We start from the raw sequence: 26,044 nt of genomic DNA, 5'->3' as shown, positions 1-26,044 counted from the left end.
GCTGCGGGAGAGGAAGGGGGGCGGTTAGCGTAGTAGTGGCGATTCTGCGCCTACGTCTGTCTACGATGGCGCGTCCATCCCCCCAGATCACCCCTCGCCCGCAGTGCGGGAGGGAGAGGTTAGCGTAGTAGTGACGATTCTGCGCCTACGTCTGTCTACGATGGCGCGTCCATCCCCCCAGATCACCCCTCGCCCGCAGCGCGAAAGGAGGCGGTTAGCGTAGTAGTGACGATTCTGCGTCTACGTCTGTCTACAATGGCGCGTCCATCCCCTCCAGATCACCCCTCGCCCGCAGTGCGGGAGAGGGGCCGGGGGTGAGGGTCGCCCTCACTGCTTCACTCGCCATCTGGCGTTCTGATGCGACGGGCAGGTGTGATGGTTGTCGGCGTCGCTCCCTCACCTTCCCCCCAAGCCCCTCTTACGCTTCCACCAGAGGCGAAGAAGTAGGGCGCTAAAGTGAGGGAACCGGTCCCTTCTCTATCTTCTCTCCTCCATTTCCGATTCCTAACATTCACGCATTGGAAGCAAAGGCGGGGAGCAGCAGGTATTTACCCGCTCCTCCCCGTCGGCTAACCGATTACGGCACGCGCCGCCAGGTTGCGATATTCCAAATGCTGCTGTCGAAGGTATTGAAGGTTGGGCCTTCAAGATTCTTCAGCTTCGCATTCGGCGTGCGACGGTTGATCAGCGGGATCACGGCCACATCGTTGACCAGGAGGTCATTCATCTTGATTGCCAGCTCTTCCCGCTTCTTCAGATCAAGCTCCTTCTTCAACTGCTCGAAGAGCGCATCGTATTCGGGGTTGCAGTAGCGACCGTCGTTGTTGCCGTTCCACTGGTTCGCCGACGATGCGACTTCGGCGCAGATCCAACCTTGCAAGTATTGCTGAGGATCGATTGAAGACGGGCCGTTGGTGTACATTTGCAGGTCGGCGTAGAACTTGTTCAGTGTATCAGGATTACCCGGATCGCCACCGAAGAAGACTGCGGCGTCAATGGCCTTGTTGTTCACCTGAATCCCGATCTCGGCCAGGTTCGATTTAATGATTGCTTGCTCACCCTGGCGCAGAGTATTGATACTGGTCTGGAAGGAGACGACCAACCGCACGCCGTTCTTCTCGCGTACCTGACCATTGAGCTTCCAGCCAGCCTCTTCTAGCAGACGCTTGGCCTCTTCGACGTTACGTTCGCAGGTGGTGTTCGGCGAGTTGACGTTCGCCGGTACAACCAGAATATTGCACGTTGGTTCACCGGTCGGGCCGTAGAGCTGCTCGGCAATCGCCTTGCGGTCAATTGCTAGTGCGATCGCCTTCCGCACTGCCGGATCGGTCAGGAACGGATGCGGTTGATCAGGCTCGCTGCGCTTGTCACCCAGTGCCGGATCGGGGTTGGCAAAGTTGACCACAATCCGTTCGACACCGAACGAACCACCAGCGATGGCATCACATTTGCCACTGGCCAGGATTGGTTCGAGCACGGCCTTTGGAATCTGCAAGTTCCAGGCAAAATCAACTTCACCCGTCTCGCAGACGGCACGTGCGGCTGATGTAGCATCACCACCACCCTTGATCTCTACCTCGTCGAAGAAGACCTTATCGGCATCACGGAAGAAGGGGTTGCGCTCGTAGATAACCGTATCACCAGGGCGGAACTCCTTGAGCTTCCACGCATTGGTTCCGATCGGCGCCAGGTTCGCTGCCTGACACTCGGCGCTGGTGCTGGCAGCAGCACCGATGCAGTTACCGAACTGTTTCTTCTGCAAGATCATGCCGAGTGGCCCGACAAAGGAGATGTAGGGGTCGGCGTTCGGCTCCTTCCAAATAATCTTGAAAGTAGTGTCATCAATCTTCTCGATGTTGGCAATCGGATCGAACGCCGCCTTTGTAGTACAGGCTGTAGCCTCATCGGCGCAGTACTGCCAGGTAAAGATAATGTCATCAATCGTGAAGTCACTGCCGTCCGACCACTTTAGTCCTGGCTTGAGCTTCCAGGTTACGCTGGTACCATCGGCAGCCACACCACCATTTTCCAGGGTCGGGATTTCGGCGGCGAGGAAGGGAACCAGCTCGTCTTTTTCGTTGTAGCGGGCCAGTGGTTCAAGAATAACCGTTGCCCCATCAAAGTCTTTGGTACCGGTTGCCAGGTGTGGGTTGAGCGTTGTGACCGCTTGCCAATAGAGGATGGTCAGTTTACCACCTTTCGCCGGCGCGGCTGTTGGCGCAGCGGTCGGCTGAGGGGCAGCGGTCGGCTGAGGGGCAGCAGTTGGCTGCGGCGCAGCAGTTGGCTGGGGGGCCGTCGTCGCTTGCGCTGCCGGAGCAGTGGTGGGCTGAGCCTGGGGCTGTTGAGCGCCACAGGCGGCGAGGATCATTGCCACCGTTGCCAGGAGGGTCATCCATACCCAAAATCGTTTGTGCGACACAGAAACCTCCTCTTTTTCAAAACGAACCCTATATTTGTGAGCAATGTTGGTCGCGGCGACAACGACTAACTTGGTCGGCGATCATTAGCCAGAACCACAGAACATCTGTACGTGCATTTCGTTGTGCCGTGCCAACCTGTCACCAATGGTTTATGTGCCGACAGCAGGAGCATTGCTCTGAACTGTGGGTATGCCGAACAAGCGGTTGATCAACCTTCGATCAGTTCCGCTGTGCATTGCCGGGCACGATTGTCTATCACGTAACTCTATCGTCCTTGATATATCACCTTCACGCAGGTGCAGAGTGGTTGAACAGTACCACAGGGTTGGTGAGTTGTCAAGAAGGGGGAGGTCCCGATCCCGTGCTGCCCTCACCCCCGGCCCCTCTCCCGCGCTGCCCTCACCCCCGGCCCCTCTCCCGTGCTGCGGGAGAGGGGTGAGCTGGGTCGTGAACGCGGTATCGTTGACAGCCGCAGGCGCAGGATCGCCCCTGCTCCGCTCATGCCCCCTTTCGCTCGCTTGGTGGGAGCGGAAGGGAGTCGGGGGAAAGGTGAGGGCGGCTGGGGGGGAAGGTGAGGGCGACTAAGGCGCAGGCACGACCGCCCGCTCGATAGCCGCAATCAACCAACGACTCACCGCTATCTCTTGTTCGAGGCGTGACTGCTGGTTCAGCACGAGATGCTCAACGTTACAGGCCGTTGCGTTCTGGATAGCGAGAAAAGCATGATCGGCGCCGCGACGAGGGCGGTCGGTGCGAAGCGCAGCAGTCAGGCCAACACCCAGCAGCGGCCAATTGCCTTCGCTCAACGTTTGTGCCCGTCGGTAAGCCCAGATCGCCATTGCCTGCGCGGTCGCGGCACTAACGGCGGAAGCCTCCAGATGGCCGGTAATCTCGGCCAGCGAACGCGGTGCGTAGGCGTCAACCGCTTCCAGGATGGTGCGTGATGAACCGGCAATCGCGTGCAGCCAGGCCAGCCCCAGGCTACCGGCGCCAGCGAAGACGAGCACTAACCGCGTTGGTGACGCATGAATGGCTGTGATCTGCGGAACAATGTCGGTAGGGACAATCACGGTACGATGCTCCAGTGCAAAAGAAGCTTCCAGCTTGCGCAATCTATTGTATCGCCGGGGGTAAGACCATGCACCGTCCGAAAAGCACGCACCGCTGCTGCCGTGAGTGGGCCAAACCGCCCATCAATATGACCGGGATCGAAACCGAGGGTCGCTAAGCGGCCTTGGATGTCGGCAACAGCCGGATCGTACTGTGGAGTTGGCTGTGGAGCCAAGTCGGTAAAACCACTGCAATCACGTGCGGTTAGGTCTGCGTAAGGCCCCCACGTGAAGGCAATGCCTTCAGCCCGGGTGGTCTGTGCCGGCAGGGTTGCGTCGATCGGCAGCCAAACCAGCGTGTTGGCGGTTGCGAACCGCACCAATGCACCACGCGCCTGCGCATCCCAGAGCACTGCTATTGGTTCAGCGAGTGGTTCGCGGCGCAATGGTGTGATCGTTCCATCGTTGGTAATGCGCACCATACGCGGTTGAAAAGGGTATTCCCAGGAGAAGTTATCGGTTGAGACCAGCTCGACGAAAGCGTAGATAGCGCCATCGGCCAGGCGCTGTGGTGATCGTACCAGCGGGATAGTCGTCGCCGTTGGCGCCAAAACAGCCGTTTCTACACCCCTGGCGGCATCTATCAGGTAGAGGCCGAATCGTACATCGGGGCCGGGACCACCACCGGCCACCGCGATCTCACGTCCATCAACACTCCACAGCTCCTCTTCGCAGCAACTGAAGGTGCGCACCGGCGATACGTCTGGACCAATAATCACCGCTTCGCCGCCGGGAATGCCCATCTCCGGCCGCATGACAGCATAGAGAAGCAACCGCTCTCCGGCTGGTGACCATGCCACCGGCAGGTATCGCCAGGCCGGATGCGAGAAATCGGCTACGTCCGGTTCTGGATCATCGGCTATGAGCAGGCTGGGCCGTCCACCGCTAATCTGGCTCAGGTAGATGCCATCGGGTGAATCGTTGCGACCGATCACAAGGCCGGGGGCCGGATTGGTCAGATGGTACGCAATCTGCTGACCATCGGGTGAAATGCGGGGGAGACTAATTGCCTGCTCGCGCAACAGGGTGCGCCGACCACGCCCGTCGAGCGCTACCAGCTCATTTCCGGTCAGGTAGACCAGTGTCCCGTCGGTAGCGACACTTAGATCGTACACCGGTTGGGGTTCGTAGGTAATCTGAGTCAGGCGGTTTCCATCAGGTTCCAGGCGCATGACCTGCTCGTTGGCAATGAGGTATACCGGCGCCGGTAGGCCGGTACCGGACGGTGCTGCGGTTGGCGGGACGGTTGAAGCGATAGTTGGAAAGATGGTCGGTGCCGTAGTTGACTGCTCTACCGATGGCGTAGCCGTGGATCGGAGGGGAGCTGCGTCAGGCGCCGATGTGCAGGCCGTGCATAGAATGATGAACAACCACCAGATGTACCGGTAACGTTTCACAAGATAACTCCTGATAGAAGTACAGGCGTAGCGCTGCTGCGCCCTGTTTGCGGCTCGCCATGATGCAACGTGGCGCTCATGATACCAAAAGCTAACAGGCCCTAAAATAGACTGGCGCAGATTCGCGGATAGTGGTATAACACTGTAGACCATGCACGTCCTCGCGACCGTCTGCGCTAATGTAGAGGTCGTCGGCCGGTATCTCGTGTGACAGATAAGGCTCTTTGCTGTGAGATACATTCATGCGTAAACCTTCATCGTCACCCACATCGCCCTCCGCACCACTCCCTGCGCAACCATTTCCGATTGAGCAAGCGCTTGACACACTCGAACGCGAACTGACCCGCTTCACACCACCGCTGATCGATCAGATGGGTGAAGTAAGTCAAACACCGTTTCGGATTCTGATCGCAACCATCCTCAGTCTTCGCACTAAAGACACATTGACGGCAGTTGTCGCACCGCGGTTGTTCGCCGTGGCCGATACACCGGCAGCAATGCTGGCGCTTGGCGTAGAGCGGATTGCCGAATTGATCTACCCGGTCGGCTTTTACCGGGTTAAGGCGCGGCAGATTGTTGCTATCTGCCAGATATTGCTTGAACGCTACGGGGGTGAAGTGCCGTCTGATCTCGATGAACTCTTGAAGCTCCCTGGCGTCGGTCGCAAGACGGCCAATTTGGTGGTGACGGCTGGCTTTGGTTTGCCAGGAATCTGTGTTGATATTCATGTCCACCGCATTTGCAATCGGTGGGGGTATGTTCAGACGCGCACGCCCGAAGAGACTGAGATGGCCCTGCGGGCCAGATTACCGCAGCGCTACTGGATACCTATCAACCGTCTGCTGGTTACATTGGGACAGAACATCTGTCATCCAACCTCACCACGTTGCAGCATCTGCCCGATCCGCGATCTGTGTCCACGCATCGGCGTCACGCGCAGCCGGTAATATGTTCAGCGTACCGGCGCCAGAAAACCACTCAACAGGCCACGAAAGGGACGAACTGCCTCGATGTGGGGAAAATGGCCACAGTGCGGAATCACGACGAGCTGGGCGCCAGGAATCTCACGGCGGGCGGTTTCAGCGTAAGACAGCGGGAAGACGCGGTCATGCGCGCCCCAGATCAGCAATATTGGGATGCGCAGCTCACCGAGACGTGCCCGCAAGCCGGTCAGGCTCAGATCGGTTGCCGCATACCGCCGACTGAGGCTGGTGAGCGCACGGCGGTTCGCGGTACCGCTGATAGCAGCGCGTCCGCGTTCGATTAGTTCAGCTGTAAGGTACGGTTCAGGGTTATGGAAGGCCGCAGCGAGAAAAGCCCGCACGATTGCCGGATGAGCCGAAAGCCAGAGGATCGCTTCACCTACTATCGGCCAGCCGCCTATGATCGTGAGTGGTGATGGTTCAACGAAGCCATCGGTTGCGATGAGCGCCAGTCGGCTTACCCGTTGCGGATGACGTAGTGCCGTGGCAAGCGCATATTTACCGCCCATTGAATGGGCAACAAAGACAGCCTGCTCGATACCGAGTGTGTTGAGTAGTGCAGCGTAGAGATCGCTTTGCAGATCAAGTCCATACGGTGCATTGACCGGCTTTTCCGAATGACCAAAGCCGAGTGCATCAACTGCCAAGGCTCGATAGCCCTGCCTGGCCAGCCAGTCTACTGTTGGCGCCCAATCATCACACGAACCGGCAAAACCGTGCAAAAACACCACTGCCGGCCCATATCCGGCTTCGATCCAGTGCAGTTGATAGCCCTTAACGCGCAACCATCGTGAGCGCATACTATGTTCCTCATCAAGCCAGGTAGCAGGTGTTAGCATTCTCTACGGCGACATCATATCACAGGAAGAGATGAGAGCTAAAGAGGAGCCTTCAGCATGCTACTGCAATAGTACTATATCGCTGCGATCTTTGTCTCATTCCAGGTATGCTTGACTACCGGTACAGAGCGTAGTATAGTTCGGGTAACGATGATCTGAAGGTATTATCCCGCTTCCTAATCAAGTTATCAACGGCATCATCGACCGATGCTCGCACGACAGTGGTGTCTACAGAGGAGGTTTGTATGGTTACCTGGCGACCGGACCCCACCTTCTATCCTTCACCGCGAATGGCTGTGAAAGCCCCCGCCGAGAAGCTTGCTTATGTAGTGCGTCTCAACCCGAAATCAAATGGTCAGGCTGATGCGATGTGTGTTGTTGATGTTGATCCCCTGTCGAGCACCTTCGGCAAAGTTGTCGGTATGACCGAGATGCCATATACGGGCGGCGAATTGCATCACTTTGGTTGGAATGCGTGCAGTTCGATGTTGTGCCCGAACGCCCCCCATCCGCATGTTGAGCGACGCTATCTGGTTGTCCCCGACATTCGGAGTTCGCACATTACCATTCTCGATACTAAACCCGATCCGACGCAACCGAAGGTAGCGAAGGTTATTGAACCAACGGAGCTGTCAGAACGAACAGGGTATTCACGACCACACACCGTTCATTGTGGCCCCGACGGCATCTACATCTCGGCCCTAGGATCGCCGGAGGGCGAGGGTCCTGGTGGCATTTTTATTCTCGATCACGATAACCTGGAAGTGCTTGGACGGTGGGAGATTGATCGCGGCGATCAATATCTGCACTACGATTTCTGGTGGCATTTAGGGTACGATACCCTTATCAGTAGCGAATGGGGAACCCCACGGATGGTTGAGAGCGGCGTACTCGGCGATGAACTCCTAGCTGGGAAGTATGGTCATCGTCTCCACATCTGGGACCTCTACCGCCGTCGCCACCTCCAGACCCTCGATCTCGGCGCCGAACATCAGATGGCGCTCGAATTACGACCAGCGCATGATCCGACAAAGGCCTACGGCTTTATGAATAGTGTCGTGAGCCTTAAAGACCTCTCGGCATCAATCTGGTTGTGGTACCGCGATAATGGTTCCTGGCATCTGAAAAAGGTCATCGACATCCCCGCCGAACCGGCAAGCGAAGAGCAACTACCCGATATTCTGAAACCATTTAAAGCAGTGCCACCCTTGGTAACCGACATTAACCTGAGTGTTGATGACCGCTTCTTGTACGTCTCTTGCTGGGGAACAGGGGAGTTGCATCAGTATGATGTATCAGACCCGTTTAACCCGCGGCTGACCGGTACTGTGCAGATCGGCGGCATCGTCCGCCGGGCTAGCCATCCGGCAGTTAGCGAACCACTTAACGGTGGGCCACAGATGGTCGAGGTGAGCCGTGATGGAAAGCGGGTCTACTTTACCAATTCGCTATACCGAGCCTGGGATGAGCAATTTTATCCTGACGGTATTCGGGGTTGGATGGTAAAAGTAGACGTGAATCCTGAAGGTGGGATGCAGTTCGATCCCAATTTCTTCGTTGACTTCGGTGAGCAGCGCGTGCATCAGATTCGTTTGCAAGGTGGTGATGCTTCAAGCGACTCGTACTGCTTTCCATGATTCGCCTGACGAACTACGAGGAGGCAGTCGTTGGATCAGGCAACTACACTAATCTGGGTATCACTGTTCGGCCTTGGCCTCTTCCATGGCATAAATCCGGCTATGGGCTGGCTGTTCGCTGTTGGGTTAGGGTTGCAAGAGCAACGTGCCAGCGCTGTTATCTCTGCATTTGGCCCAATTGCGCTCGGACATGCAGCGGCAATTGCGCTGGCCGCCTTTGTTGTAGCCCTGCTTGGTCAGACGCTCCCTTCTGACATCTTACTGATCCTTTCTGGCGTGATATTACTGCTCTTTAGTGGATGGCGCTTACTGGTTCGTTTTCGACATCCACGAACACGCTTCCGCGCCAGCGCATGGGAACTCACATCGTGGTCATTTCTTATGGCAACTGCTCATGGCGCCGGTCTTATGGTGGCTCCATTCTTGGCTGCAATGACTCCAACAGGAGCAATGGAACATGCCGGTCATGTACACTACCACAGTCCGGCGCTTACCGACTCACTCGGAACAGCACTCCTGGCCGTTGGTGTCCATACGGCTGGCATGTTTCTCGCAATGGCCGTCGCCGCCCTGGTCGTATATTGGATCGTCGGTCTTGAGGTATTGCGTCGCGCCTGGGTTAATACTGATGTGATCTGGATTACTGTGCTTATGTTAACCGGTATGATCGCCCTGGTATGGGGTGTATGGGATGTAATGCGCGTGTAGGTTGGGGTGTGTCTGAACATTCCCTTCAGATAACTGCAACCTATCGGTTAGTGCATCGGCACCCGATCATTCTCAAGGCCCCCGTGAGCGGTGGGTTCACGCCTGCTTTAAGAGCTTGATCAAAAACCCAGATTTTTCATCGGGCAACTACCGTACCTGTGCGACCATTACGTGAGGGATTGCCAATATTCTGTCGCTCTCGCACCCCATGTTCCCCCTTCCTCTCCCCGCGTGGGAGAGGAAGGGGGCAAGGGGGAAGGTGAGGAACGCCAGGGCGCGCTCCGTAGTACAGGCCCTGAAACCGTTAAAACTCTTTTCCATCGCGTAGCGGAGACGCATGCGTTGCCTGCCACCATTTTCCTGAACATTATAGCGATGTCATAGTCGAGACTCATCACTAGCCCAGGTTTTTGATCATCCTCTAAGAACGCGCCAGAGTAGGCGGGCTGCCAATCTCCCTTACACTTGCCCTTCCGCACTTTAGGTAGCAGCATCAAGGGGCTGGGGGGAGGTAGGGGGGAAAACACGCGCTGCGGACAGGTATGGAACTCCCCCCTGCTCTCTTTTCTCTTCCTCACTTTGCCACTGCCGGGTAGGATGAAGACGGAGAGCAGTCTTACCCTGCTCACCGACTCTGACATTCCGTGTATACTAATCCCAAGTGATAATAAGAGGGTTCGCTTGAACGAGTAAGATAGTCCTATGAACAACAACTTCTTCTCTTTTCAATACCACGCTCTGAAGCCGCTTGAGCAGTGGGGTCTTGGTAGCGTGATTGGTGGTGCGGTGCTTGCTTTGCTTCCTGGCTTCTGGCGTCATTTTGGGTTGCAGGCTATCGGTTGGGGAGCTGTTGACTGGCTGTTAGCCAAAGCTGGTCGCCGGCAAGCCCTGCTCAAGGCTGAAGACTTGGTTATTGGTGATATTGATGAGGCAGAGGCCCATGCTGCGGCTGAACGCTTGCGCAATCTCCTGTTGATCAATGCTGGTCTTGATCTGCTCTATATCGGGAGTGGATTATGGTTGTTGCGACGGGCTGGCGACCGCGCCGACCGGCGCGGGATGGGCGCCGGTATTCTCGTGCAGGGTCTTTTTCTTTTACTCTTTGATAGTATCCTCGCTGCTGAAATCAATCGGCGTTGGATTGCACCATCGTTATGATTAACCAACGAATTTTTTCGCTATTGCAATGTCCTACCTGTCGGGTACGACCTCTCATTCTTGAAGCACAAGGGGTGCGTTGTCCACGTTGTCAGACTCTTTATCCGTTCTGCGATGGGTATATCGACCTGATGCCACGCGGTACCGAATTTGATTACGTCTCGAAGTACGTCAGTGACGAAGAGCAACTTGCTGCTGAGCTAGACTATCGTGAACTGGCGCCGCCATTACTGGCTGCCGGTGTTCGCGACCGCACGCTCCGGCGGCTGATGCGCTGGCGGACAAGCGATGTTGTGCTCGATAACGGATGTGGCACAGCAAAACATGCGGTCTGGAACGCGAAATATGTCGGGTTGATGGTCGGGTCTGATCCGGCAACCCTCTTTGCTGATGAGGCAGTACGTACCGTTACACTTACGAAAGCTGATTCGCGTCTGCTCCCCTTCGCCGACGGTAGTTTTGATAAGGTATTCGCAATTGACATCCTCGAACACTTTCCATTGCCGGTTATCGATGCGTATCTGGCCGAAACGGCCAGAGTGTTACGACCCGGTGGACGGATGATGGCCTTTTCTAATACCCGTGAACGTTCGCCAATCCAACCGCTGATTGACATAAGTCGTCATATTGGCCGTCTGTTCGTAAAGGCTGGCGTCTATGACTTTGAACGTGAGAAGCTCCGCAAATCAGACCATGTCAAAGCGCTGGAAACATGGGAAGATGTGCTGGCTGCATTTGAACGTGCCGGTTTGCGTCCGGTAAAGGTTATTTTCTGGAACAGCCTCTTCACCACCTTTGTCGAGCATGTACTGATGAAGTTGGGCGAAGCCATCGTTGGGCACACCCGTAGTCGTACTGCGGCAAATGTGGCGCCGGGCAACGTGAGCGCCGGTGCAGCGCGTGAAATTCGGGCGCGCCAGCGGATGCGTCACCGGTTGCGCAAGAAGGGTCTTGTGTATTATGCGCTGCTGGCTATTACCCTGCTGATGGAACTTGATCTCTGGCTCTTTGGCTGGATGCGTTGTGGCAGTTATTTCATTCTCGTTGAAAAACCGCGCTCATGATAGAGTATCGTGCACTGACATCAGCCGAATTCGAGCAGTTTTGGGCACTCGACAGTTATGCGTTTGCCCGCCAGTACCATCGTGGCCGCTACACGCCGGAAGTGATTGCGCAACTGCGGGGGTTATTTGTGCATGGTGAGCTGGTTGCGCAGTTGCAGATCATGCCGTTTCGGATGCAGGCCGGTAACGGTGCGCTGTCGGTAGGAGCGATTGGCAGCGTAGCGACCTGGCCGCAGTATCGACGGCGTGGCTACGCTGAACGGTTGCTGCGGGCTGCCTGCACCGAGTTGCGTGAACAAGGAGCCGTATTGGCCCTCCTTTACCCGTTCCGTCACGAGTTTTACCATCGTCTGGGGTGGGCGTTGGCCGGTGAACGGCGCCTGGTGCAACCGACACCCGGCCAACTGCGTGCCTTTCAGGCAGAAGCCAGTACGTATGTCGCCGTTGGCCCCGACCAGATTGAGGAGCTTGATGCGATCTATCGTGGTGCGCTTCGCGGACGGTATGGCCCGCTGGTGCGCGATCAGAACTGGTGGCGGGTGGACGTGTTGCGTACCTGGAGTGGTGAACCGTATCACGCATTCATCTGGCGTGATGATCAGGGTCGTGGACGCTCCTATCTGATCTATCGTCTTGAACGGCACGAAGCTGGTGATCGCATTGTCTGTCGCGATATTGTTGCCCTTGACCCGACGGCACGGGCGCAACTCTTTGTGTTTCTTGCCCGTCACGCCGACCAGATCGTTGCCGCCGAGATCCCAACACCAGTTGATGCGCCACTGAACGCACTATTGCCAGCACCGGTACCAACGACGGTCGTACCGCTCTTTATGCAGCGTGTGCTTGATGTGGCGCAACTGTTGACCGAGTATCCGTTCACTGCGACAACGACCGGTCATTTGACGATCCAGATCGCTGACGAGTGGCTGCCCGATAACGCTGGGCGCTACCGAATCGAATGGCAGCAAGGGAAAGCGACTGTGACCCGACTCGGACCCGGTGAAGCTGATCTCGCCTGCACGAGCGCAACCCTCAGTCAACTGCTCAGCCGCTATCTGCGGCCACGTACTGCGGTTGCTTTTGGCCTGCTGGCAGCTCCACAACGTCAGGCGCTGCTGCTCCTCGAAGCAGCACTCGATGGCTTGCCGCCATTCTGTGCTGATTATTGGTGAACTGATGATACGACAATCGTCTCGCACTGTAACTGTATTCCTCGCGTTTTCGTAAAGCAGAGAGTTCCTTGTCATAGAGCCAGTTATTGTTGTGACCAGAATTGCTTACTGATATGTTACGACCACTCTACATCTCGCCCTTAGGTCGTGGTGGGGTTGATTTTGGTATTCAGAACATCACCCGTGCGACTCGCCGTGCCGGACTGCATCCTGAACTGGTTCGTCTTCCTGAACTGTACAACTTTCTCCCAATGCTTATTCCACGTGCTCTGCCAGCAGATGTAGTACGACGTTTTGACATCGTGCAGGGCCGCTCACGAGTGGCTTTTAGCCTGCGTGGCTATGACCGACCAGTCGTGACAACAGTGCATCACCTGACGACCGATCCCGACCTGCAACCGTACAGTTCATTCACCCAACGGCTCTTCTACCGGTTGATCGAGGCGCGCTACGATGGCCTCTCGATTGCGTATGCCGATGCCGTGGTTTGCGTTAGTCGCTTTACCCAACGAATGGTCGAAGCGACCTACGGTCGTCGCGATACAGTGCTCATTTACGATGGAATTGACACTGATGTCTTTGTACCGCCACCGGGTATGCAGCGTCGTGATGACGGTTTACCGCCGAGTGAGGCACGGATTCGGCTGTTGTTTGTCGGCAATCGAACTCGCCGCAAAGGGTTTGATCTTCTGCCGCGCATTATGGATTTACTTCCCACCGACTATGTGTTGTATTACACCGGTGGCTTTCAGGGGCGTGATACCGGATCACCTCATCCCCGCATGATCCCGATCGGTTCGCCGGATCGCGATGGATTAGTAGCGGCGTACCAGAGCTGCGACATCCTCCTCTTCCCTTCACGTCTGGAAGGGTTTGGGATTGCGCCCGCCGAGGCACTGGCCTGCGGTCGCCCCGTTGTTACCACGAATGTGTCAGCATTGCCCGAAGTCGTTGATGATGGCGAGAACGGATTTCTCGTTGCCCGTGATGACGTTGCCGGCTATGCCGAGAAGGTGCGTATCCTTGGCGAAGATGCCGGGTTACGGCGTCGTTTTGGCGAGCATGGTCGGGCCAAGGTCGTTACCCATTTCGGGTACGGGCCATTGGGTGAGGGTTTTCGGCGTCTGTACGAACAATTGTGCGGCAAGTAACGAGATTCATATAAATGTACTGCGCTATCTATGAGAATGACGGTGATAAGGGGCGACCTGGCGATGAGGTCACCCCTAGGTGTTGGGATAGACCGAACCACGGTGCTACGGGTGTAACTTGGTTGTTGAAGGAGACGACTCGACGTGATTCTCGTGATTCTGCCCGGCGAAGGGGTGGCGGTGATTCAAATAGATCAGAACTGCGCAGAGCACGATCAACGTGATGCTGACCAATTGTGCAACCCGAATACTCCCTTCGCACTCACCACCGATGCCGCTCGCACATAAGCTATCGACCCGTAAGCCTTCGATCCAGAACCGTCCGCTTGAATAGATAATTCCGTACAAAAACAGCAGATCACCCGGCTTGAGGCGACGCTGTTCAGGTGGCGCCAGACGTCCAAAGCGACGATCGAGCCATAACAGGACACCGACGCCGAGCAGATTCCAGATCGACTCGTAGAGAAAAGTCGGGTGAAAAAGCGTGGTGATCGGATACGTTGTTAAATCGTTGTACGGCGGAAGGCGGTATTCTGGATCGATGCGTAGCCCGAACGGCAAAGCGGTTGGCCGGCCATACGCTTCCTGGTTAAAGAAATTACCCCAGCGACCAATGCTCTGCGCCAGCAAGAAACCAGGGACACAGACATCGAGCCAATCCCAATACGGCAATTTGGCATATCGCGTATAGATAACCGTCGAGAGAAGCGCACCGATAATCGCGCCGTGAATCGCGATCCCGCCAGTTGTCAGATTCAACGCACTCCATGGATTCGGCGCAAATCGTTCCCATTCAAACGCAACATAGTAGATACGAGCGCCGACAATCCCAAGAATGAGCCCCAACATCAACTGATTCCAAACGTGATCGGGATGGTAACCACGGGCAACCGCTCGTCGTGAAGCGAGTAGTGCCGCAATCAGCGCACCTGTCATGATAATAGCGCCATACCAACGAATAACTATTGGTAACCCGAACAAGGTAAAACTGATCAAGAACGGGTCATCGGGTGGATAGAGCACCATACTTTCTCCAAATCAATGATCTAGTGCATCGCAGATGACGCGAACACTGTGCGACAGGCGAGGTGCAAGAATTGTAAGTTTCCAAATCAATAATCTAATGCATCATAACCGACGTCAACATATGGCGACGCTTACAATGAAGCAGCATAGCGTACTGCATTCCGGAAAATCTGCAAGCCATCGCCTTCGTGCCGGGTCGGTTCACGTGTCCAGCGCGGATGTTGGTGAGGCAGTACAGCATTTTCGGGGTGCGGCATCAAACCCAGCACATTGCCCTGCGCATTGCACAGACCGGCAATCGCGTGAGGGGAACCATTTGGATTGGCGGGATACCCCTCACCGAGATACCGCAAGGCAACCAGGCCGTTGCTCTCTAACTCGATCAGAGTTGCTTCATCGCGCACAGCGATCCGTCCCTCACCGTGAGCTACCGGTACCTCAATCGGACGTTCTATGCCACGGGTAAAGAGGCAGCGACTGTTTGCCACTGCTTCAAGCTGCACCCACCGACATTCAAACTGATGAGATTCGTTCGTTGTTAGCGTGACCCGTGGGGGTTGGCGAAGGGGGCCGGGAAGTAATCCTGCTTTCACCAGCACCTGAAAACCATTACAGATGCCAATAACCGGACGACCATCAGCCACAAATCGTTCCAGTTCCTCTCCCAAGCGATGAATTAAATCAACCGCCAGCAAACGTCCGGCTCCCAAATGATCGCCATACGAGAAACCACCAGGAATAACCAACATCGCATAGTCGGTCAGCCGGATCGAACCTTCGATCAAGCGATTAACGTGAATCCGTTCAGCGTGTGCACCGGCCAGCTCACACGCCAGCGCAGCATCGGCATCCCGATTAATGCCAGGAGCGCGTAAGATAAGTACCTTCAGTTCCACTGAAACTCCATCTCCACCTCACCGATCTTAATGTGGTCACCGGATTGCAGTCGCCATGGGACATTCGGTGGAATCCTTTTCCCATTAATCTGCGTTCCGTTGGTGCTTTTCTGATCGGTGAGCATATAATGATCGCCACGTCGCTCAATAATCGCATGGAGGCGCGAGGAAAAGCCGCGATCATGTTCTGCCAGATCAATCTCAGGAAAATGAGTTCGCCGTGGATCACGTCGTCCGATCCGTATCGGCGAACGATCAAGGACAACCTCCCATGTCCGATAGGGCGAGCGTACAATCAGCCGCGCAGGAGGCTTCTGAAGGGTCGCTGCTGCTGGTGTGCTGGTGGGTAACGCTATGCCACAGCCAGCACAAAACCGTGCTTGCTTTTTGTTCAAACGACCGCATTGTTCACAAACAATACCACTTTCAGCAGCCGGTGCCGGCGACGGATGGGCAGCTTGAGGCGTCTGAGATGGTGGTGACGGCGCAGGTGGCTGAGATGGTGGTAAGGGTGCCATCCGGAGCGTCGGATCAACATACGCCGTCGTCAATCGCTTATGCAATGCCTGTTCTAATTCTAGACAACTGACGAACCGTTTTTCGCGTTCCAGACTCATTGCCTTAATAATAATCGCTTCGGTCTCGGGCGTTACCGAACGATTGATGCGCGTAATATCACCGCGACGTGGTGGCTGTAGCGGTACCGGCGGAACTGCTGTTAGTAGATGGAACATTGTCGCACCGAGCGCGTAAATATCCGAACGCGCATCAGTTTGACCGCGACCATACTGCTCAGGTGGCGCATAGCCGGCCGATCCCATCGCGATGGTATCTTTTGTTTTCCCAATTTTATGTCTGCGCGCCACACCGAAATCAATAAGTTTCAGAACGCCATCTGGCGTGACAATAACGTTCGATGGCTTCATGTCGCGATAAATGATCGGAGGCTGGCGGGTATGCAAATAGTGCAATACCCGACAAAGCTGAATGCCGTAGCCGATCACCTGCTGTTCGAGCATTGGTGCGTTGGCGTCACGAATCATGGCTTCGAGCGTCTTACCGGGCACGAATTCCATGATCATCGTCGGGCGACCTTCGTATACAAAGAGATCAATGACGACCGGCAAATTGGGAAAGGAGAGTGAGCGCAGAAGTTCAGCTTCTTGCAGAAAGAGTTGACGTGCTTCGGCCAGCTCTTCTGTGTTCGTTTCATCGAGCGGGCGCATCTCTTTCAAAGCCCAGATACTACCGTCGCTCGTCCGGCGAACACGGTAAACGGCCCCCATGCCACCACGACCAATGAGGTTGAGCACTGTATACGCATCAGTCGTTCCCTGGATGGTCAGATTGTCTGGCAGCCGGTCGAGCATAAGCATGGCATGTCGCTGCTAATTTCTGATACCAGAGCAATTATACTACACTGCACAAGAGCGATGTGTATCAGAACAGAGGTGTTCAACGTTCTTTTTCTACTGGCAGAGGGGTGTGAGGATTGGTGTCAGCAGGTGGAGAAAATATTGAACAACCCTTGCGCTTTCAGCTTTGAGAGATACTACAGCAGAGGGCGAACACCTGCGTGTGCGAGTGGTATGCGACTGGAAGGTATCGGTTGGCGCATCCCCTGCGCAAGCGCTATGCGCCTTGACGAACTACCCATTGACTGCTATAATCTGCCTTGTCATGCCGAAGTGGCGGAATGGCAGACGCGACGGTCTCAAAAACCGTTGGGGATCAACCCCCGTGTGGGTTCAAGTCCCACCTTCGGCACCACTCAACAATAGCGGGGCGTGGCTCAGCCTGGTAGAGCGCCGCGTTCGGGTCGCGGAGGTCGGTGGTTCAAATCCACTCGCCCCGACCAATGCAAAAGAGCGTCTATGCAATTGCATAGACGCTCTTTACTGTCGTCAGAACCTGTGTACGTGCAGGTTATGGCTGGTAGTTGATGACATCCCTCATCCAGTTTTATACCCACTGGTCGGGGTCGGCACCCAATCTACGTGCGGTCGTTTGCTGACATGAGCTGAAATCAGGTTGTCGCACAGCCCATGATGATTACCCCTTAGTGCCTATCCGGAATACCCTGTCGCAGAAGAAGATTCGGTTGGGGCGAAGCGCCGCTGCGCCCGTACATCTATCAGGTTTCATCCGCTGTACGGTGAGACAATTATTCGGATAGGCTCTTAGCAGAATACCACCTGAGCATCACTGTCCTGATTCAAATCGAATGATCACATGCACGGCAACGTTGAACCTGCTATGATACAGGTACGACAAAGGCTGATAGTGAGTACGCCTATGAAGCCACGAATACTCTTTCTGGTCAGTTGCTGGTTGTGGTTAGGATGTTTGCTCGCGCTTGCGGGTTGTATCGATCTGGCTGCCGCTCTACCGCCCACACCCACTCCATTTCCCACCATTCCTCGTCTGCCTACGGTCACACCCATTACTCCCGAACCAGTCCGCAGCCCGGTGATCATCGTGTTGGGGCCATCAGCAACCCCTATACCAACCGTTAGCCCATTACGCGGTCGGGTTCGGGTAGAAGCGAATGTCCGCCGTGGGCCGGGAACATCGTTTCAGGTCATTACTGTGTTGCCGGCGAATACGGAAGTGGTACTGGAAGGGCAACGTGCCAACTGGTACATGGTGCGCCTCAGCGATGGTCAGAGTGGTTGGATGTCGGCAACCGTGCTTGAGGTGACTCCTGAGGTAGCGGTGCTCGTACCGGTAGTAGCACCGTAAGGTGTCATCATTTGACGCAAAACGCAACTTAAGAGCGGCGCAGTGACTGCCATCGGCCAGGGTGCAGCAACGCAACACCTGTAGATCCATTGATAGGTTGCATCCGTTGGACCGTGAGACGATGATTCTGTCACCTGGGTTCGCGGGCCTCCGGCCCGCACGGTGCGTACCGCGCCTGGTATCATCTTCACCTGTACATCGGCATACATCGGTCAGAGTGCAGCAACGCTACGCCTGTGCATCCATTGATGGGTTTCATCCGTTGGACCGTGAGACGATGATTCTGTCACCTAGGTGCGCGGGCCTCCGGCCCGCATGATGCATACCTCGCCTAGTATCATCTTTCGTCGCTCAGCGCCAATCCGAATCATCCATCATCACTTCGTGACGGATGCACTTCGGTGATGGATGCAAGCCGATGGTCACAGAGCGCCTATCCGACCTATTCGGTCGAGGTGCAGCAGCGCTGCGTCTGTGCATTAGCAGGTGAGCAAACCTGGCCGCGCTGGGATCGCGGGACTACTCGAATGGCCGATTTGTAAACCGTAAGCTCTCGCAGAGGTGAGGAGCAACTGAGATCACGGGCCTCCGGCTACGTTTGTTGTTCATTCTGGCGAAGGGCACTTCGGGGGTTGAACCCACCCCTCCTGTTGCGTTGATGGACACGATCGGCGCACCAGCACAGTTTGCACAGCCAGAATTGGTTTCAGGTAACTGGATCGAATAAGTGAGGCCATGCTTCTCTCGTCTCAGGAATCGGTCAAAAGAAAATAGCGCCTTGTTTAGAGCCTGTCCGGAATACCCTGTCGCAGAAGAAGATCAGTTGCGGCGCAGCGCCGCTGTGCCCGTACTCGTGTTTTGAAGACAACATAGCAAAACTTCCGGCGATCAGTGATACCATAGTATATGAAATCTGACCATGCCACCTGATGGCACCAGCAAAGGATAGCTCCTATGCAGCTTTTCAGTACATTATCACGAACACGCGAAACTTTTACTATTCCGACCGATCGCCCGGTAACCCTCTATGTCTGTGGGGTGACACCCTATGATACAACCCATATGGGACACGCCCGGACGTTCATCGTCTTTGATGTACTGGTACGCTATTTACAGTGGCAAGGAGCAACGGTACGCTACTGTCAGAATGTGACCGATGTTGATGATCCGTTGTTCGAGCGGGCCAGGCGTGACGGTGTGCGGTGGGATGAACTTGCCGAACGCCAGATTGCACAGTTACGCGCCGACTGTGCCGGTCTGAACATCTTGCCGCCAACCTTCTTTCCGCGAGTAAGCGAAGAAGTAGGAGCCATGATTCCGATCATTGAGCGCCTGATCGAACTCGGTCATGCCTACGTAGTTGATGGTAACGTCTATTTCAGTATTCAAACCGATCCCGATTTTGGCCGTATGGCGCGGATGGGGTACGACGAACTCTTGGCAATTGCCAATCAACGCGGCAATAATCCTGCTGATCCCAACAAGCGTGACCCGCTCGATTTTGTGCTCTGGCAACGTGGTAATCCCGACGAACCGAAGTGGGAGAGTCCATGGGGATTAGGCCGACCGGGCTGGCATATTGAGTGCAGTGCAATGTCGCAACGCTACCTCGGCGATCAGATTGATATTCACGGTGGTGGCGCCGATCTTATCTTTCCTCACCATTCGTGTGAAATTGCCCAGAGCGAATCGGTTACCGGCAAACGTCCGTTTGCCCGCTTCTGGATGCACGTCGGTCTGGTCTGGCTCGATGGCGAGAAGATGAGTAAATCACTCGGTAATCTGGTCTTTGCCCGCGATGTCCTGCGCATCCATCACCCGGATGCCATTCGCTGGTATTTACTCAGTGAACACTATCGTGAAGAGTTTGATTATCGTCGTGATGCCCTTGCACGCTACGAGCAATACGCTGCCGATGTCCGTCATGCTTTGAGTCTGCCGAGTGGCACCCTCAGTCCACTCGATCTGAGCCGTGGCCGCGATGATATGATTGCCGAAATGAACAACGATCTGAATACGCCGGCTGTACTGGCCACATTGCATACGATGGCCGGTATGATTATCAACGCTGCCCATGAGGGACGCGACGTGAGTGCTGCACAAGCCATGGTGCGTGACCTAGCTTTGATGCTAGGATTCACGTTGCGTTGAGGGTGTGGTTGCACGAGCAAGGTACATCCCTGTCTGAAAGCGGAAACACCGCGTAGCGCATAGTATTCCCCCATCCTCTCCTCTGGAGGGAGAGAACGGGGGTGAGGGGAAGGTGAGGGAGAACGCACTGATACTCGCCTGACCGGTACGTTAACGCTGACGATTCCGATCGCGCCCACGCAAGAAGGGCGGAATATCGAGATCATCATTGCTAATCGTCGGACGTACCGGCTGCACTGGCGGTGTCGGCGCTGGTGTTGTTGGTGTCGGCTGGCGCGGCCGTTGTGTGGCCTGACCGCCGATCTGGCCGGTGGCCTGACCGGTGCTTGTTGCTGCTGTCGGATACGACCGGGTGCGTTGAACGTTCGAGGTGCGATTGACATCAAAGCCGGTGGCGATGAGCGTGATCTTGATCTCACCGGGAGGGAAGTTTGGATCAATCACCGCGCCGATAATAATATTGGCATCAGGATCAACTTGCTTGGCGACAATATCTGCCGCTTCGTAGACTTCCATAATCCCTAAATCTTCACCACCGGTGATATTGAAGAGCACCCCCTTCGCGCCATCAATACTTACTTCGAGCAAGGGACTGGCAATTGCCTGATTCACTGCATCGATTGCGCGAGTATCACCCTTACCGTAGCCAACCGCCATCAACGCTGACCCTTGCTGGGCCATAATGGTCTTAACATCGGCAAAGTCAACGTTAATCAAGCCGCGCTGTGTGATCAGGTCTGAGATACCCTGAATACCCTGCCGCAACACATCATCGGCCATCTGAAATGCCTGTTGGAACGTTGTGTTCTTGCTGGCCGTTTGCAACAGACGGTCGTTAGGAATAACGATCAGGGTATCAACCACCGGACGCAACTGTTCGATACCCGCCTCAGCGACCTTGCGACGGTGATTTCCCTCAAAGGTGAAGGGGCGCGTGACAACGCCAACAGTCAATGCACCAAGGTCATGGGCAATGCCGGCGATGATAGGTGAAGCGCCGGTACCGGTACCCCCACCCATACCGGCAGCCACAAACACCATATCCGCACCCTTCAACTGCTCGTAAATGTCTTCTTGGTTCTCTTCGGCAGCTTTCTGACCAATAACCGGATTCCCGCCGCTGCCGAGACCGCGTGTGAGCTTATCACCGATCCGAATCCGCACCGGGGCCAATGAGTGCATCAGGGCCTGCACATCTGTATTAACCGTAATGAATTCAACCCCCTGGACACCGGCGGCAATCATGCGGTCTACTGCATTGCTGCCGCCGCCGCCGACACCGATCACCTTGATCTGAGCGAAGTCTTCTAGCGAGAAGCTATTGCTGCTACGATCAACCATAGACGAACCTCCTTAACATTGGGAATTATGGTAGTAATTCGCGCAACCAGCGGCGGAAGCGCTCGTAAAGTGAAGTCGTATCATCAGATGAGGATGTCTCAGGTGGCCGCCCACCGTAGCGTATTCCCCATCGTAAAAGCCCAACGGCAGTTGCATAAGCTGGCGAGTCGAGCGAATCGGTTAAGCCCCCCAAGCCACCCGGAATTCCGATCCGTACTGGTAATCCTAAATCGTCACGCAGTAGCTCATCGAAGCGCTGAAGTTGAGCACCACCACCGGTTAAAACGATCCCGGCGGGGAGCATCCCGTCGTAGCCACTCCGTCGGGCTTCGGCCACGATCAGCTCGATTAACTCCTCAGCCCGTGCTTGCAAGACTTGTTTCAGCAAATGGGCACTGATCTGCTGCTTTTCACCGACTGTCAATGTTTCGGCATCGATCAGATCGCTCTCATCACCCGGTGCGGGTGGATGACCGGCTATCGCACTGCCATAACGAAGTTTCAGATATTCGGCAGTATTCGGCGGTGTATGGAGAACGTAAACGATGTCGTTGGTAAAATGCTGACCGCCAACTGGAATCACACCGGTATGCCACACCCCGCCCTGGGCAAAAATAGCGAGATCGGTGGTCGCTCCGCCAATATCAATGAGCATCACCCCCCGCTCTTTATCGTCGTCGCTAAGGACTGCCTCGGCTGCCGCAAGCGGCTGTAAAACCAGATCATCAATCTGCACACCAGCCCGTTCAACACTGCGAATCAGATTTTGAATCGCCATCGCCTCGCCGGTGATGATGTGCGTTTCCACCTCAAGCCGTAGACCACTCATCCCGATTGGGTCGCGAATGCCATCGTTGCCGTCGATCACATACGTGCGCGGAATAACGTGGATGATCTCGCGTTGTGTTGGGAGGGCGACCAACTGCGCGGCTTCGATAGCCCGTGCCACGTCCTGGCGGGTAATCCCGTCGGGATTCTGCACAGCGGCCACACCCCGACTGTTAAGCGACGAAATATGACGGCCCGCCACACCGACAAAGGCCTGGTTGATGCGACAACCACTGGCGCGTTCGGCTTTTTCCAGACTCGCCTCAATCGCTGTCGCTGCATCATCGATATTGACAACCACACCTTTATCGATCCCACGGCTGGGCACCATCCCAACACCGAGAATGTTTAGCCGTCGGCCATCACCAACCTGGCCGACAATCGTACAGATTTTACTTGAGCCAACATCTATTCCGACAATGGTGCGTGCCATGGTGCGTGCCATATCATCCTCACTGCCTGCCACCGATGGTTATGGTTCACGGACGACCATCGGTGCGATTTTGATAAAATGGGTTCACTGGCCGTAAATCAAGATAGGTAAATGCTGTACCATCGGTAAGTAGATAGGCAAGAATTGTCAACTTGCGCTTCAGATGTTCACTACGACCAAACACAATCATCTGATCCTGCGCAGTACGCACAAATACCCCTAATCCAAAATCCCAACCAATTTGGGCTGGCTCTAATCCGATGTCATGAGGCAATATCCATGCCAATTCACGAGCCAGCATGATGGCATCACTATCGAGCCGCATATTCGGTTCAACGGGGAGGTTTGATGTATCAACAATTACTAGTGCATCGGCGGGTGGCGGTGTGGTAGCCGCTTCAATAACATATCCTTGCCGATCTACCAGATAATCAATCCCGTTGCTACGCCAGTACATAGCCGGCTGTCGTTCGACGATAACGATACGGGCGCGATCAGGTAAACTCAGCGTCAGTTCGGCGCGTTCAACGAATGGACTCCGCAACAATGGCGCAATCGTTTGCTGCTCGTCGATCAACCAGATCGGCAACCCTCTAAGCGGAACTGCGGCAACAATTCGCTCTGGGCTGAGCAATTCGGCCCCTACCACTTCAACCGTCTGTACGCGAAACCGATCACTAAACAATACATAGAACAGCAGAATACAACTCATCACAAACAAAATGCCACTCACAATCCGTCCACTCCGCAAGCCATCGTACAGACGCCAGCGCCAGCCGGGAACAACCGCGGCTGTGCTCTGCTGACTCAAGCGTCGGCGGCGGGCAGCGATTCGTTTACGGGTATCTGGCGGATTGTACTCCATGTGCTCATCCTGCAATCTAGGGCTATCGGTCAGCCCTTCCAGACCATTCAAAGGCCAGCTCAACCAGTCGATCAAGCAACTGTGGATACGGCAAGCCACTGGCGTCCCACATTTTGGCGTACATACTGATCGGCGTAAACCCCGGCATCGTGTTCACCTCATTCAGCCAGAGGGTTCCCTGCTCGCGGTCGAGGAGAAAATCGACCCGCGCTAGGCCAGCGCCGTCAATTGCCTGAAAGGCACGAATGGCTAATGCTTGCACCTCGGCAATCTGGGCCTGACTGAGATCAGCCGGAACAATTGTTTGCGAACCGCCATCAATATACTTGGAGTGATAATCGTACCATTCACCGGCAGGAATAATTTCGCCGGGAATACTGGCCGCAATCTGTTCGTTGCCCAACACCGAAATCTCGATTTCGCGGGCAGAGATGCCTTGCTCGACAATGATCCGTCGATCATAACGAGCAGCCTCTTGCAGACCGGCAATTAACTCGGCGCGATGACGAACTTTACTCACTCCTACGCTACTCCCCAGGTTGGCCGGTTTGACGAACATCGGGAAATGCAGCACCGTTTCTATCCGTTCGCAGAGGGTGGCTATATCGGTAAGTTCACTGCGGCGGATCAGCAGCCACGGTAATACCGGTAAACCGGCAGCGGTAAACGCAGCCTTCATCAAGCCTTTGTCCATGCCTACGGCACTAGCGGCTACCCTACAGCCGACATAAGGCCGACCGGCCAGCTCTAACAAGCCCTGGATGGTACCATCCTCGCCATACGGCCCGTGCAAGACGGGAAAGACAACATCACACGCCGGCAATTCCCAACCTGGCATTCCGACTCGTCCTAGCTCACGAACCGGCCCTGCTGCAACCTGAGCTGCACTGGCCGGCAAACGGGCAGGATCGGCTTCGGCCATCAGCTTAGCCAACGCTCCCGGCCCATGCCACCAACGTCCATCTTTGCCAATACCAATCGCTTCAATGCGATAGCGATGTGGATCGAGATTGCTCATCACCGCATGCGCCGATACGAGTGACACCTCATGTTCGCCGCTCTGTCCGCCGAATATGACGGCTATCGTGATCGGCTTGATCATTCGCCGCCTCCCCTGTGTTGAATAACGATCAATAAGATGATCGTTATCTGAAAAAACGAGATGTTTCAAAAAATTTTACTAATGATTTCGTTCATGAAGATCATTTTTTGGCTTTTCATCACCATCTTTTAAATGATCCGCACTTCAAGCTGAAGCGTAATGCCAAATCGCTCGGCGACAGTTGCACGGGCCAGGTCGATAAGGGCCAGAATGTCGGCTGCGCGGGCCTGACCATGATTCACGATATAGTTTGCATGAAGTGGACTAATCTCGGCGTCACCAATACGGGTACCCTTTAAACCAACCGCTTCAATCAGACGCCCGGCAAAATCGCCTGGTGGATTTTTGAAGACACTTCCACACGAACTTCCCGCCGGTGTTTTCTGTTTGCGTTCCGCAGCGATGGCCGCCATACGTGCGGTGAGCACCGCTGGGTCGGCCCGCCGCAGACGAAACCGGCCAGATAGCACAAGTGGTGGCAGCGGCGTATGCTGCATCTGTTTCAGAATACTCTCGCGATAGGTATACGCCAGATCGTTAATCGACCATTCTACCCGTTCGCAGCCATTCATCAACAGCTCGGCTGCAATCAACTGACCAGCAACATTGCCGCCGTAGCATCCGGCATTACCGACAATTGCCCCGCCTACTGTTCCGGGAAGGCCCTCTGCCCATTCCAAGCCCGCCCATCCCATTGCTGCGAGCCGACGGGCAGTACCGGCCATTGGCGCACCTGCCTCGATCCACAGTTCGGCACTCTCACCCTGATCGTGCAGTTCCCACCGCTGCCCACGGTAAACGGCAATCACACCGTCAAATCCTTCATCCCGCACCAACAGATTGGTGCCGCGCCCGATCCAGATCAGCGGGAGCTGCTGATCGGTGGCCCAGGTTGCCAGCGCTATCGCCTCGGCGGGAGTTGCCGGTTCAGCATAATAACGCGCCAAACCACCAACTCGCCACGAGGTATGACGCGCCATTGGCTCAGCGGTGCGCAATGGTATCGATAACAGAGCGGGCAC

22 protein-coding genes and 2 tRNA genes are annotated in these 26,044 nt (G+C 55.4%); 12 read left to right on the top strand and 12 right to left on the bottom strand.

What is annotated here, in order from left to right; genetic code table 11:
• Positions 1-577 precede the first annotated feature (577 nt).
• The 3 genes from QTO31_RS17900 to QTO31_RS17890 form a co-directional block, all read right to left on the bottom strand.
• Positions 578-2,392 (bottom strand): peptide ABC transporter substrate-binding protein, encoded by a 1,815-nt coding sequence (locus QTO31_RS17900; protein WP_301430718.1) that lies wholly within the window; start codon positions 2,390-2,392, stop codon positions 578-580.
• A 609-nt stretch (positions 2,393-3,001) separates the two neighbouring features.
• Positions 3,002-3,490 (bottom strand): hypothetical protein, encoded by a 489-nt coding sequence (locus QTO31_RS17895; protein WP_301430473.1) that lies wholly within the window; start codon positions 3,488-3,490, stop codon positions 3,002-3,004.
• The gene (locus tag QTO31_RS17890) at positions 3,487-4,926 is read right to left on the bottom strand and encodes a peptidoglycan-binding protein (RefSeq protein ID WP_301430472.1); all 1,440 of its coding nucleotides are present in this window, start codon (positions 4,924-4,926) and stop codon (positions 3,487-3,489) included. Before QTO31_RS17890 ends, QTO31_RS17895 begins: the two co-directional genes overlap by 4 nt.
• Before the next feature lie 242 nt (positions 4,927-5,168).
• Here QTO31_RS17890 and QTO31_RS17885 point away from each other — a divergent pair, with 242 nt between their 5' ends.
• Complete coding sequence (locus tag QTO31_RS17885; protein ID WP_051871221.1) at positions 5,169-5,873, top strand: endonuclease III domain-containing protein; 705 nt, start codon at positions 5,169-5,171, stop codon at positions 5,871-5,873.
• 5 nt (positions 5,874-5,878) lie between these two features.
• Here QTO31_RS17885 and QTO31_RS17880 read toward each other — a convergent pair whose 3' ends face one another.
• Entirely contained in the window at positions 5,879-6,709 is an 831-nt protein-coding gene (locus QTO31_RS17880) for an alpha/beta fold hydrolase (protein WP_301430469.1), read from the bottom strand.
• Between the two features lie 284 nt (positions 6,710-6,993).
• Between QTO31_RS17880 and QTO31_RS17875 the strand changes: the two genes are divergently transcribed.
• From QTO31_RS17875 to QTO31_RS17850, 6 genes are all read left to right on the top strand, one after another.
• On the top strand, positions 6,994-8,385 hold the full coding sequence (locus QTO31_RS17875; RefSeq protein WP_301430463.1) for a selenium-binding protein SBP56-related protein: 1,392 nt from the start codon (positions 6,994-6,996) through the stop codon (positions 8,383-8,385).
• Positions 8,386-8,415: 30 nt separating this feature from the next.
• The gene (locus tag QTO31_RS17870; protein WP_301430461.1) at positions 8,416-9,093 is read left to right on the top strand and encodes a hypothetical protein; all 678 of its coding nucleotides are present in this window, start codon (positions 8,416-8,418) and stop codon (positions 9,091-9,093) included.
• A 702-nt stretch (positions 9,094-9,795) separates the two neighbouring features.
• Positions 9,796-10,251, top strand: coding sequence for a DUF6992 family protein (locus QTO31_RS17865; RefSeq protein ID WP_301430459.1), 456 nt, complete (start codon positions 9,796-9,798; stop codon positions 10,249-10,251).
• Positions 10,248-11,315: a class I SAM-dependent methyltransferase gene (locus QTO31_RS17860; RefSeq protein ID WP_301430458.1), complete on the top strand. Its 1,068-nt coding sequence runs from the start codon at positions 10,248-10,250 to the stop codon at positions 11,313-11,315. Before QTO31_RS17865 ends, QTO31_RS17860 begins: the two co-directional genes overlap by 4 nt.
• The gene (eis, locus tag QTO31_RS17855; RefSeq protein WP_301430457.1) at positions 11,312-12,487 is read left to right on the top strand and encodes an enhanced intracellular survival protein Eis; all 1,176 of its coding nucleotides are present in this window, start codon (positions 11,312-11,314) and stop codon (positions 12,485-12,487) included. The genes QTO31_RS17860 and eis overlap by 4 nt, the downstream gene beginning before the upstream one ends.
• A gap of 113 nt (positions 12,488-12,600) precedes the next feature.
• Positions 12,601-13,638, top strand: a complete 1,038-nt coding sequence (locus QTO31_RS17850) for a glycosyltransferase family 4 protein (RefSeq protein WP_301430456.1) — start codon at positions 12,601-12,603, stop codon at positions 13,636-13,638.
• Between the two features lie 105 nt (positions 13,639-13,743).
• On the opposite strand, the gene lgt is transcribed toward QTO31_RS17850, so the two are convergent.
• From lgt to QTO31_RS17835, 3 genes are all read right to left on the bottom strand, one after another.
• Positions 13,744-14,664, bottom strand: coding sequence for a prolipoprotein diacylglyceryl transferase (lgt, locus tag QTO31_RS17845; RefSeq protein ID WP_301430454.1), 921 nt, complete (start codon positions 14,662-14,664; stop codon positions 13,744-13,746).
• Positions 14,665-14,795: 131 nt separating this feature from the next.
• On the bottom strand, positions 14,796-15,560 hold the full coding sequence (gene purQ / locus QTO31_RS17840) for a phosphoribosylformylglycinamidine synthase I (protein ID WP_301430452.1): 765 nt from the start codon (positions 15,558-15,560) through the stop codon (positions 14,796-14,798).
• Positions 15,551-16,936 carry an FHA domain-containing serine/threonine-protein kinase gene (locus tag QTO31_RS17835; RefSeq protein ID WP_301430450.1) on the bottom strand — a complete coding sequence of 462 codons (1,386 nt, stop codon included), beginning with the start codon at positions 16,934-16,936 and terminating at the stop codon, positions 15,551-15,553. The genes purQ and QTO31_RS17835 overlap by 10 nt, the downstream gene beginning before the upstream one ends.
• Positions 16,937-17,242: 306 nt before the next feature.
• Between QTO31_RS17835 and QTO31_RS17830 the strand changes: the two genes are divergently transcribed.
• The 5 genes from QTO31_RS17830 (at position 17,243) to cysS (ending at position 20,453) form a co-directional block, all read left to right on the top strand.
• Positions 17,243-17,330, top strand: a tRNA-Leu gene (locus QTO31_RS17830).
• Positions 17,331-17,341: 11 nt separating this feature from the next.
• Positions 17,342-17,418 (top strand) — tRNA-Pro (locus QTO31_RS17825).
• Positions 17,419-17,855: 437 nt separating this feature from the next.
• Positions 17,856-18,302 (top strand): SH3 domain-containing protein, encoded by a 447-nt coding sequence (locus QTO31_RS17820; RefSeq protein ID WP_031459847.1) that lies wholly within the window; start codon positions 17,856-17,858, stop codon positions 18,300-18,302.
• 404 nt (positions 18,303-18,706) lie between these two features.
• Complete coding sequence (locus tag QTO31_RS17815) at positions 18,707-18,844, top strand: hypothetical protein (RefSeq protein ID WP_301430448.1); 138 nt, start codon at positions 18,707-18,709, stop codon at positions 18,842-18,844.
• 412 nt (positions 18,845-19,256) lie between these two features.
• Complete coding sequence (cysS, locus tag QTO31_RS17810) at positions 19,257-20,453, top strand: cysteine--tRNA ligase (protein WP_301430446.1); 1,197 nt, start codon at positions 19,257-19,259, stop codon at positions 20,451-20,453.
• 150 nt (positions 20,454-20,603) lie between these two features.
• Here the strand turns inward: cysS and ftsZ are convergent, their stop codons facing one another.
• The 5 genes from ftsZ to murB form a co-directional block, all read right to left on the bottom strand.
• Complete coding sequence (ftsZ, locus tag QTO31_RS17805; protein WP_301430444.1) at positions 20,604-21,794, bottom strand: cell division protein FtsZ; 1,191 nt, start codon at positions 21,792-21,794, stop codon at positions 20,604-20,606.
• Between the two features lie 25 nt (positions 21,795-21,819).
• A complete protein-coding gene (ftsA, locus tag QTO31_RS17800) occupies positions 21,820-23,067 on the bottom strand; it encodes a cell division protein FtsA (RefSeq protein WP_301430439.1) in 1,248 nt (415 codons plus the stop codon).
• A 34-nt stretch (positions 23,068-23,101) separates the two neighbouring features.
• Positions 23,102-23,920, bottom strand: a complete 819-nt coding sequence (locus tag QTO31_RS17795) for a cell division protein FtsQ/DivIB (protein ID WP_301430437.1) — start codon at positions 23,918-23,920, stop codon at positions 23,102-23,104.
• 22 nt (positions 23,921-23,942) lie between these two features.
• On the bottom strand, positions 23,943-25,022 hold the full coding sequence (locus QTO31_RS17790; protein WP_031459842.1) for a D-alanine--D-alanine ligase family protein: 1,080 nt from the start codon (positions 25,020-25,022) through the stop codon (positions 23,943-23,945).
• Between the two features lie 128 nt (positions 25,023-25,150).
• Positions 25,151-26,044, bottom strand: a complete 894-nt coding sequence (gene murB, locus QTO31_RS17785) for a UDP-N-acetylmuramate dehydrogenase (RefSeq protein ID WP_031459841.1) — start codon at positions 26,042-26,044, stop codon at positions 25,151-25,153.

This window comes from Chloroflexus sp. MS-CIW-1 (assembly GCF_030444705.1).
Lineage (GTDB): Bacteria > Chloroflexota > Chloroflexia > Chloroflexales > Chloroflexaceae > Chloroflexus.
The sequence above is the reverse complement of the archived record's forward strand: the minus strand, read 5'-3'. Positions and strand labels throughout refer to the sequence as shown.

Coding starts and splice junctions, on each gene's coding strand:
- QTO31_RS17865 (WP_301430459.1), top strand. CDS start 9,796: ATGAACAACAACTTCTTCTCTTTTCAATACCACGCTCTGAAGCCGCTT.
- QTO31_RS17820 (WP_031459847.1), top strand. CDS start 17,856: ATGAAGCCACGAATACTCTTTCTGGTCAGTTGCTGGTTGTGGTTAGGA.
- ftsA (WP_301430439.1), bottom strand. CDS start 23,067: ATGGCACGCACCATGGCACGCACCATTGTCGGAATAGATGTTGGCTCA.
- eis (WP_301430457.1), top strand. CDS start 11,312: ATGATAGAGTATCGTGCACTGACATCAGCCGAATTCGAGCAGTTTTGG.
- QTO31_RS17850 (WP_301430456.1), top strand. CDS start 12,601: ATGTTACGACCACTCTACATCTCGCCCTTAGGTCGTGGTGGGGTTGAT.
- QTO31_RS17835 (WP_301430450.1), bottom strand. CDS start 16,936: ATGCTTATGCTCGACCGGCTGCCAGACAATCTGACCATCCAGGGAACG.
- QTO31_RS17795 (WP_301430437.1), bottom strand. CDS start 23,920: ATGGAGTACAATCCGCCAGATACCCGTAAACGAATCGCTGCCCGCCGC.
- ftsZ (WP_301430444.1), bottom strand. CDS start 21,794: ATGGTTGATCGTAGCAGCAATAGCTTCTCGCTAGAAGACTTCGCTCAG.
- QTO31_RS17790 (WP_031459842.1), bottom strand. CDS start 25,022: ATGATCAAGCCGATCACGATAGCCGTCATATTCGGCGGACAGAGCGGC.
- cysS (WP_301430446.1), top strand. CDS start 19,257: ATGCAGCTTTTCAGTACATTATCACGAACACGCGAAACTTTTACTATT.
- QTO31_RS17875 (WP_301430463.1), top strand. CDS start 6,994: ATGGTTACCTGGCGACCGGACCCCACCTTCTATCCTTCACCGCGAATG.
- lgt (WP_301430454.1), bottom strand. CDS start 14,664: ATGGTGCTCTATCCACCCGATGACCCGTTCTTGATCAGTTTTACCTTG.
- QTO31_RS17885 (WP_051871221.1), top strand. CDS start 5,169: ATGCGTAAACCTTCATCGTCACCCACATCGCCCTCCGCACCACTCCCT.
- QTO31_RS17880 (WP_301430469.1), bottom strand. CDS start 6,709: ATGCGCTCACGATGGTTGCGCGTTAAGGGCTATCAACTGCACTGGATC.
- QTO31_RS17860 (WP_301430458.1), top strand. CDS start 10,248: ATGATTAACCAACGAATTTTTTCGCTATTGCAATGTCCTACCTGTCGG.
- QTO31_RS17815 (WP_301430448.1), top strand. CDS start 18,707: ATGGATGCAAGCCGATGGTCACAGAGCGCCTATCCGACCTATTCGGTC.
- QTO31_RS17900 (WP_301430718.1), bottom strand. CDS start 2,392: ATGACCCTCCTGGCAACGGTGGCAATGATCCTCGCCGCCTGTGGCGCT.